The 6,815-nt window shown below is 70.1% G+C and carries 6 protein-coding genes and 1 pseudogene; 4 read left to right on the top strand and 3 right to left on the bottom strand.

What is annotated here, in order from left to right:
* Window positions 1-319 precede the first annotated feature (319 nt).
* Together ACSDR0_RS48845 and ACSDR0_RS48840 are read left to right on the top strand one after the other, a co-directional pair.
* A pseudogene (locus ACSDR0_RS48845) lies at window positions 320-472 on the top strand (DUF4158 domain-containing protein); the annotation flags it as partial.
* Window positions 469-1,002, top strand: coding sequence for a hypothetical protein (locus tag ACSDR0_RS48840; RefSeq protein WP_435295822.1), 534 nt, complete (start codon window positions 469-471; stop codon window positions 1,000-1,002). The pseudogene ACSDR0_RS48845 and the gene ACSDR0_RS48840, both read left to right, overlap by 4 nt.
* On the opposite strand, the gene ACSDR0_RS48835 is transcribed toward ACSDR0_RS48840, so the two are convergent.
* On the bottom strand, window positions 989-1,894 hold the full coding sequence (locus ACSDR0_RS48835; RefSeq protein ID WP_435295821.1) for an NADP-dependent oxidoreductase: 906 nt from the start codon (window positions 1,892-1,894) through the stop codon (window positions 989-991). The two genes, ACSDR0_RS48840 and ACSDR0_RS48835, sit on opposite strands and share 14 nt — an antisense overlap.
* A 75-nt stretch (window positions 1,895-1,969) precedes the next feature.
* On the opposite strand from ACSDR0_RS48835, the gene ACSDR0_RS48830 reads away from it, so the two are divergent.
* Together ACSDR0_RS48830 and ACSDR0_RS48825 are read left to right on the top strand one after the other, a co-directional pair.
* A complete protein-coding gene (locus ACSDR0_RS48830) occupies window positions 1,970-2,386 on the top strand; it encodes a MerR family transcriptional regulator (RefSeq protein ID WP_435295820.1) in 417 nt (138 codons plus the stop codon).
* A 149-nt stretch (window positions 2,387-2,535) separates the two neighbouring features.
* On the top strand, window positions 2,536-4,728 hold the full coding sequence (locus tag ACSDR0_RS48825; RefSeq protein WP_435295819.1) for a Tn3 family transposase: 2,193 nt from the start codon (window positions 2,536-2,538) through the stop codon (window positions 4,726-4,728).
* 60 nt (window positions 4,729-4,788) lie between these two features.
* Here the strand turns inward: ACSDR0_RS48825 and ACSDR0_RS48820 are convergent, their stop codons facing one another.
* A complete protein-coding gene (locus tag ACSDR0_RS48820; RefSeq protein ID WP_435295818.1) occupies window positions 4,789-5,727 on the bottom strand; it encodes an alpha/beta hydrolase family protein in 939 nt (312 codons plus the stop codon).
* Between the two features lie 15 nt (window positions 5,728-5,742).
* On the bottom strand, window positions 5,743-6,815 hold a 1,073-nt coding region (locus tag ACSDR0_RS48815; RefSeq protein ID WP_435295817.1), incomplete at its 5' end, for an amidohydrolase family protein.

Genomic DNA, 6,815 nt, shown 5'->3' with positions numbered 1-6,815 from the left:
GCTTCGGCATGATGGCCCCTGAAACCATCATTCCCCCAGCTCAGCTGGTATCCACACCCTCAATCAGGAACGTTGCATTAGGGGTGTCGGTAAGACTCGTGCAGCTAGGTACACGCGATTGAGTCCGCCCAGTTCAGCGGTGCCCTACTGGTCGGTGGGGAGGTGGCTGACGGCGTTTTCGAGATCGGCGTGGGTGGGCAGGGTGTAGCGGCGGGTGGTGTCGAGTCGGGCGTGGCCGAGGAGTTCGGCGACGACGACGATGTCGACCTGGGCGAACTTGATCCCCTGTACCTGGCTGCACGAGTCTTACCGACACCCCGAGCTGGAGCGGTTCTTCTTCCTGGACGACGTGGACCGGGACCTGATCGCGCTGCGCCGTACAACGGCGCACCAGCTGGGGTTCGCGGTGCAGATGTGCACCGTCCGATACATCGGCCGGTTCCTGGTGGACGATCCGCTGGACGTGCCGTGGCCGGCGGCCAGCTGTCACGGGCAAGACGATCGCCGACGTGCGCGGCATACCTCGACGGCCAGACCATCGCCGCCCTGGCCCGCGAGCACGGCGTCAGCCGCGGCGCCGTTCGCACGGCCGTCGCCGACCTCATGCCCGAGCACGTCGCAGTCGACGAAGGCACCACGGCCCCGGAACTGCCCGTCTCCCTCGACATGCCCGGCAAGGTCGCCGACTTCCTCCGCGCCACCGAGCTGGACGACGCCGAGCGGGCCGCGCTCAGCCACGGCGTGACGGTACGGCGCGGCCAGGGCTACACGCTGCGCGTCACCGCCTCGCCCGCGGTCCACCGCCAACTCCTCGCCCGCTGCCAGCCCCTCGACGGGGCCCAGGGCACCCCGGCGGTCCCGGCGCAGCGCAAGGGAGTACGAGAACCGCATCAACACCCTCGTGGCAGACGTCCAGCGCTGAGCGGTCAGCGCCAGCCCACCAGGATCATCCCCTGGCGGGCTGGCGCATCTGGGCCATGCCCCCGCTTCAGATGCAGATGACGATCTTTCCGCGTGTGCGTCCGCGCTCGGCGTGCGCGTGGGCGTCGGCGATTCGCTCCAGGGGGTAGGTCTGTTCGATACGGGGTGTGTAGCGGCCTTGTCGGCCCAGTTCCGCGGCCGCGGACAGGAGGGGGGAGTCGTTCTCCGCGTTGACCACATGCGTGCCCAGGCGCTGCCCGCCTGCGTGGTCGGCGACCGTCGCGACGCGTGTCGGGTCGCCCGTGATCGCGACGAGGTCGTCCAGGGAGCCGGAGGCCGCGGTGTCGAGCGCGATGTCGACGCCGTGCGGAGCGAGAGCGGTGAGGCGCTGTGCGAGGCCGGGGCCGTAGGTGGTGGGAACGGCGCCGAGAGAGGTGAGGAATTCGTGGTTGCGTTCGCTGGCTGTCCCGATCACGGTGGCACCTTGTGCCACAGCGATCTCGACTGCCGCGCTGCCCACGCCTCCGGCGGCGCCCTCGACGAGAAGGGTGCGCCCCGCGAGGGAGCCAAGCGCGTTCAGTCCACGCATCGCGGTCACGGACGCGAGACCGGCGCCCGCGGCCTGCTCATCGTTCCACGTGGCGGGGGCGTGGGCCCAGGCCGAGAGGATGACCAGCTCCGCGGTTGCGCCGGTGACACCGCCCAGCCCGAAGACGCGGTCGCCGATGCTCACCCCCTGCACTCCGTCACCGATCTCGTCAACCACGCCGGCGGCGTCGCGCCCGGGAATGGCGGGCAGCTCCAGGGGAAGCAGCTGGTGCAGGGCGCCGGTGCGCAACTTCCAGTCGATGGGATTGACGCTGGCCACCGCGACGCGGACACGGATCTCACCAAGTCCGGGGTGGGGGTCAGGGGCCTGCTCGATCACCAGGCTCTCCGCTCCGCCGTATTCGTGGAAGCGGGCTGCACGCATAATGTCCTGCCTTACCTTTATGGCTCGAAATGACGTGTTCATTCGATGTCCGTTACTCTAGAACCTGACGTTGACGTGAGGTGCAAATCGGCAAGCCGGGACTGCCTTCCGGCCGGAGGAGGACGGGTGCGGATCGGTGAGGTTGCCGAGCAGGCGGGGGTGAGCGTGAGAGCCCTGCGCTACTACGAAGAACAGCATCTGCTCCCCGCTGACCGCAGCGCCGGCGGCCAGCGGCAGTATCCCGACTCCGCCGTCGAACGTGTCAGGCTGATCCAGCAGCTGTATGCCGCGGGCTTGGCAAGCACCACCGTCCGCGAGGTGCTGCCGTGCGTGGACTCGGGCGAGGTCCCCCCTGGCCTGCTGGACCGGTTGGTGGACGAACGCGCGCTCATCGAGCGGCGGATCACCGACCTGCTCACCGTGCGCGACCGGCTCGACGACGTCATCGGTGTGGTGCGAAACCCAGACCCTGGCTGCGCTCACGGGCAGTGAGTGAAGCTGGCGCACGGACAGAGATCACACTGCCCATCAAGATCAACACTCATGTGTCCTCAGGCGGGCCTTGGTGATCCCGGCACACAACGCAAGGCCTGCCGCGAATACGCGAACCGCATTGACGCCCTTGCGTCCGCTACCGGGTCATGATCAATCTCAGCGCCAACCGCTTCGCCGCCAGCCGCGGCCAGAACCTGGCCCGCACCGAGCACCTGCTGTTCATCCTGGCCACCGACCCCGGCTGCTCGGCCCGCCGCATCCTGGACGACCTCGGCGTCGAGGCCGCCCCCATCAAAAAGGAACTCGCCGACTGCATCGTCGCGCCGCGCGCCGCCGTGATGACCGCGGCGGCCACGGTGGTGTCGCTGGTTCCTGAGGACGAGGGCTCGGCCGAGGTCGCCATGCGGGCCGCGCTCGCGAACCGGTACGCCACGGTGCGCCCGTTCCTGTCGCTGCTGGGCAAGTCGAAGGCGCTGGACGCGGCGAGCGTGGGTAAGCGGGTCCTGGCCGGGGTCCGGGGCCTTCCGGCGCTGGCGCGGCGGAAGGTGGGCGTCAAGCCGCTGCTGCCGCGCGAGGTGGACGACAAGCTCGTGCCGCCCGCCTGGCGCAAGGCGGTGTACGCCAACCCCGACCTGCCGCAGGGCGCGGTCGACCGGGACGCGTACGTGGTGTGCGTACTGGAGCAGTTGCACCGGGCCCTGAACAACCGCGACGTCTTCGCCTCACCCTCGCATCGCTGGTCCAACCCGCGCGCCCGCCTGCTGGACGGGCCCGACTGGGACGCGGTCGAGGAGGACGTGCTGGCCGGGCTGAGCCTGGACATGCCCGTCACCGAGCACCTGGCGGAGCTGGTGCGGGGCCTGGACGCCGGATGGAAGCAGCTCGCCGAACGCCTGGAAGAGGCGGGGCCGGCGGCGAAGGTCTCCATCGAGGTGCAGGACGACGGGCGGGTGAAGCTGCACGTCGACAAGCTCGGCGCGCTCGGCGAGCCGAAGTCCCTGACCTGGCTGCGCAAGCGAGTCGAGAAGATGCTCCCGAAGATCGACCTGCCGGACCTGCTGTTCGAGGTGAACGCCTGGACCGGGTTCCTCGACGCGTTCGTGCACCTCGGCGACGGCACGACCCGGATGAAGGACCTGTCCACCTCGGTGGTCGCGCTGCTGGTCTCGGAGGCGTGCAACATCGGCCTGGCGCCGGTGGTGAACCCCGGCTACGAGGCCCTGACCCGGTCCCGACTCGTGCACGTCGACCAGTACTACCTGCGCGCCGACACCATCGCCGCGGCGAACGCCGCGCTGATCACCGCCCAGGCCGAGGTGCCCATCGTGAAGTTCTGGGGCGAGGGCTTGCTCGCCTCGGTGGACGGGCTGCGGTTCGTCGTCCCCGTCCGCACCATCAGCGCTGCGCCGTCGCCGAAGTACTTCGGGTTCAAGCGGGGCATCACCTGGCTCAACGCCGTCAACGACCAGGTCGCGGGCATCGGGCAGATGGTCGTGCCCGGCACACCGCGCGACTCCCTGCACATCCTGGACGCGCTGCTGAACCTGGACGGCGGCGTGAAGCCGGAGATGGTGGCCACCGACAACGCCTCGTACTCCGACATGGTGTTCGGCCTGTTCAAGATCCTCGGCTACAACTTCAGCCCGCGGTTCCGCGACCTGGACGACCAGCGGTTCTGGCGGGCCACCATGCCCGGCGTAGAGACGGGCACGTACGGCGCGGTGGAGGACCTGGCCCGCAACCGCGTGAACCTGAACAAGGTGATCATGCACTGGCCGGACATGCTGAAGGTCGCTGGTTCCCTGGTCACCAACCAGGTCCGCGCCTACGACCTGCTGCGCATGTTCGGACGGGAGGAACGCCCCACCCCGCTGGGGGCGGCGTTCGCGGAGTACGGGCGGATCGCCAAGACCGAGCACCTGCTGCGCGTGGTCGACCCGGTCGACGACACCTACCGCCGTCAGATGAACCGGCAGCTCACCGTGCAGGAGTCCCGCCACAAGCTGGCCCGGGACGTGTGCCACGGCAAGCGCGGCACCATCCACCAGGCGTACCGCGACGGGATGGAGGACCAGCTCGGCGCGCTCGGCCTGGTCCTCAACGCCATCGTGCTGTGGACGACGAAGTACATCGACGCCGCCGTCGCACAGCTCCGCACCGAGGGCCACGAGATCCGCGACGAGGATGTCGCCCGCCTGTCCCCGCTCAAGCACCGTAACCTGAACCTGCTCGGCCGCTACAGCTTCACCGCCTCCACCCCGGCTGCCGGCGCGCTGCGCCCGTTGCGCGACCCGGACGCTCCGGAACTGGACGAGGACGAGGACGGCGGCGAGGGGTGAGCAGACATGTCCCGGTCATCCGCTGGGCGCAAGGAGGACACGCGGCTGCGGGTGGCGGGGTCACTTGGTTTCGAGGTGCCCCAGCGGGTGGCCGCCCGTGAGGACCGCTCGGGCGTTGTTCCAGTCAGTGTGGTCAATTCCGGTGATGTGACGCAGGTAGGCGAGGGTGGCCTGCTGGACGAGGGCGACACGGTCGGGGTTCTCGTCGGTGGTCTCGGCTGCCTGGTAGCCGGAGATGCCGCCGAGGAAGTGCTCGCCGCCGCGGACGGTCAAGAGGCTCTTGTTGCCGCGGCTGAGGGTGTAGGGGTCGGTCGTCCAGGCCGGGCCTCGGGTGGTGAGCGGGAGGTCGTCCTTGTCTCCGGCGACGACGAGGCCGGGGGCGGTGATGTGGGAGAAGTCCTGGTCGCGCAGCCAGGGAAGGTTGTCGTGGGCGAAGGGGGTCAGTTCGTCGCCGCCCTTGCCTGCGGTGGCCAGCTGGATGCTGGCCATGACCCGGGCATCGGACAGGTCCTCGGCGGCGCCGGTCTGCGGGTCCGTGACGCGCAGGCCCACCAGGATGCCGGCGGTCTGGCCGCCGAAGGAGTGCCCGGCCGCGACAATGCGGCTGTGGTCGATGCAGCCCTCCAGCCCCGGCACGCTCGCCTCCAGAGTGGTGAGCTCGTCGAGGATGCGCCGCATGTCCTGGACGCGGTAGCGCCACATCCGGGGCCGGCGGGGGTCGTCGGCGGGGAGGGCAAGCCGCTTGGAGTCCAGGTGGGTGGCCTGGATGACGACAAAGCCACCGGCGGCCCAGTGATCGACCAGCGGGGCGTAGCCGTCCAGGTTGGAGCCGAAGCCGTGGGCGAAGAGCACGACGGGCAAGCTCGTGCCGGTGGTGGGGGCGGTAATACGGACGTGCAGGTCCTCGCCGCGCTGCGGTGCGCTCAGCACGAGCGGCTTGACGGATACCGTCGCGGTGGGGGCGGGGCCGGTGAGGCCGCTGGTGTGGTGGGTGGTCATGCGTGTGTCTGCCTTTCAGGAAGTAGCGGGCCGGGGGAGGCGGAGGATGCGTTCGGCGTTCAGGTGGCCGAGCTTGTCCCGGCCCCGCTCGTCGAGCGGGGCGTGGTCGACGAAGGCGCGGGCGCCGCCCGGCCCGCCGAACGTGCCGCGGGAGTCGACGCCGCCGAGACCGCGGTGCTCTTGGCCGTCGCCTGACGTGGGGGCGCCGTAGGGGGAGTCAGCTCCGAACATGACCCGGTCGGGGCCCAGCACGTCCACGGCCGCACTGAGCATGCGGTGGCTGTAGAGGCCGCCGGCGGTGACGGCGAGGTTGCCGGTGATGTAGTCCAGGACGCGGCGCTGCAGGTGCGGGGCAGCGGTGCTGAGCAGATCGGCACGGTCGGCGAAGGGGACGAGCATCTCGCCCCAGTGGCCGAGGATGATCTGCAGGTCCGGGTGCCGGTCCAGGGTTCCGGCGAGGATCAGGCGCAGAGTCGCCAGGCCGGCCTCGGAGTGCCATCCCCATCCTCCGGTGGACAGCAGCAGGCCCGTTATCTCGTCGAAGCCGCTGTAGGCGGTGTCGATGAGCTTTCGGGGCGGCATGGCCGGGTGGATGTACAGCGGCACACCGAGGTGGGCGGCGGCTTCGAAGACGGGCCGGAAGCTGGCGTGGTCGAGAAAGGTCTCGCCCGTTCGCGGGAAGAGCATCGCCCCGACATGTCCCAGGCCGGTGACCGCTCGCTCAAGTTCCGCGGCGGCGGCCTGGGGATCGGACGTGGGCAACGTGGCGAAAGCTGCGAAACGGTCGGGGTGGCGGCGCACCGCGTCGGCCAGCACGTCGTTGGCCTCCCGGGCGAGAGGGACGGCGACCTGCGGCGGCAGGGGCTGGGTCCCGGGCGTCGTGATGGACAGGACCTCCATGTCCACGCCGCTGGCGTCCATGCGGGCCAGGCGTTCCTCGCCGACGTCGAGCAGGCGCAGGTTCACCTCCCCCCGGCTGCTCATCTTGTTGACGGTCGCGTCACCGCCCCACCGCAGAAGGGCGCGGCGCAGTTCCGGGGTCCAGGCGTGCTCCTCGACGCCGATCACCCGCCGGGCCGGTGCAGTGT

The sequence above is a fragment of the Streptosporangium sp. G11 genome (genome assembly GCF_051192615.1).
In the GTDB taxonomy this organism is placed as follows: Bacteria; Actinomycetota; Actinomycetes; order Streptosporangiales; family Streptosporangiaceae; genus Streptosporangium.
Note: the sequence above shows the minus strand (reverse complement) of the source record. Positions and strands in the feature narration are given on the sequence as shown.